At 61.8% G+C, this 651-nt stretch carries 1 protein-coding gene; it reads left to right on the top strand.

Annotation, left to right across the window (positions count from 1 at the left end; translation table 11 throughout):
- Positions 1–651 (top strand): KUP/HAK/KT family potassium transporter (locus EOA86_RS37310; RefSeq protein WP_206630283.1); only part of this gene is annotated, 651 nt, incomplete at both ends.

Here is a 651-nt window from a genome sequence, read left to right as displayed (position 1 = left end):
ATCAAATACATCATGTTCGTGCTCCGTGCCGACAATCGCGGCGAGGGCGGGGTGCTGTCGCTGATGGCGCTGGCGCGCAACAGTTTCCCGACGCGCTCGGCGGTGATCCTCGGCATCGGCATTGTCGGCGCGGCGCTTTTTTTCGGCGACGCAGTCATTACGCCGGCGATCTCGGTGCTGTCGGCGGTCGAAGGTATGAATGTCGTCACGCCGACCTTCCAGCCCTATGTGGTGCCGCTGACACTGGCCATTCTGGCGGTCGTGTTTGCGGTACAGCGGTTTGGCACCGGCGGCGTAGGATTGGTGTTCGGGCCCGTTACCGCGCTGTGGTTCCTGGCCATCGGCCTTTCCGGCCTCAACCACATCATGGACGACCCGGAAATCCTGCTGGCAATCAGCCCGCATTATATCGTGTCATTCCTGATCAACTCGCCCGAAGTCGCCTTCGTCACGGTTGGTGCGGTTTTTCTCGCCGTCACCGGCGCTGAGGCGCTCTATGCCGACCTCGGCCATTTCGGGCGCAAGCCGATCGTGCTTGCCTGGCTGGCCATCGTGTTTCCTTGCCTGTTGCTCAACTATGTCGGGCAAGGCGCCTTCGTGCTGGCGAATGGCGGTGTCGTCGGTCATCCCTTCTTCGAGATGAACGAAGGC

Source organism: Mesorhizobium sp. M5C.F.Ca.IN.020.32.2.1 (assembly GCF_004023105.1).
Taxonomy (GTDB): Bacteria; Pseudomonadota; Alphaproteobacteria; order Rhizobiales; family Rhizobiaceae; genus Mesorhizobium; species Mesorhizobium wenxiniae.
This window is presented reverse-complemented; position numbering and strand designations above follow the sequence as displayed.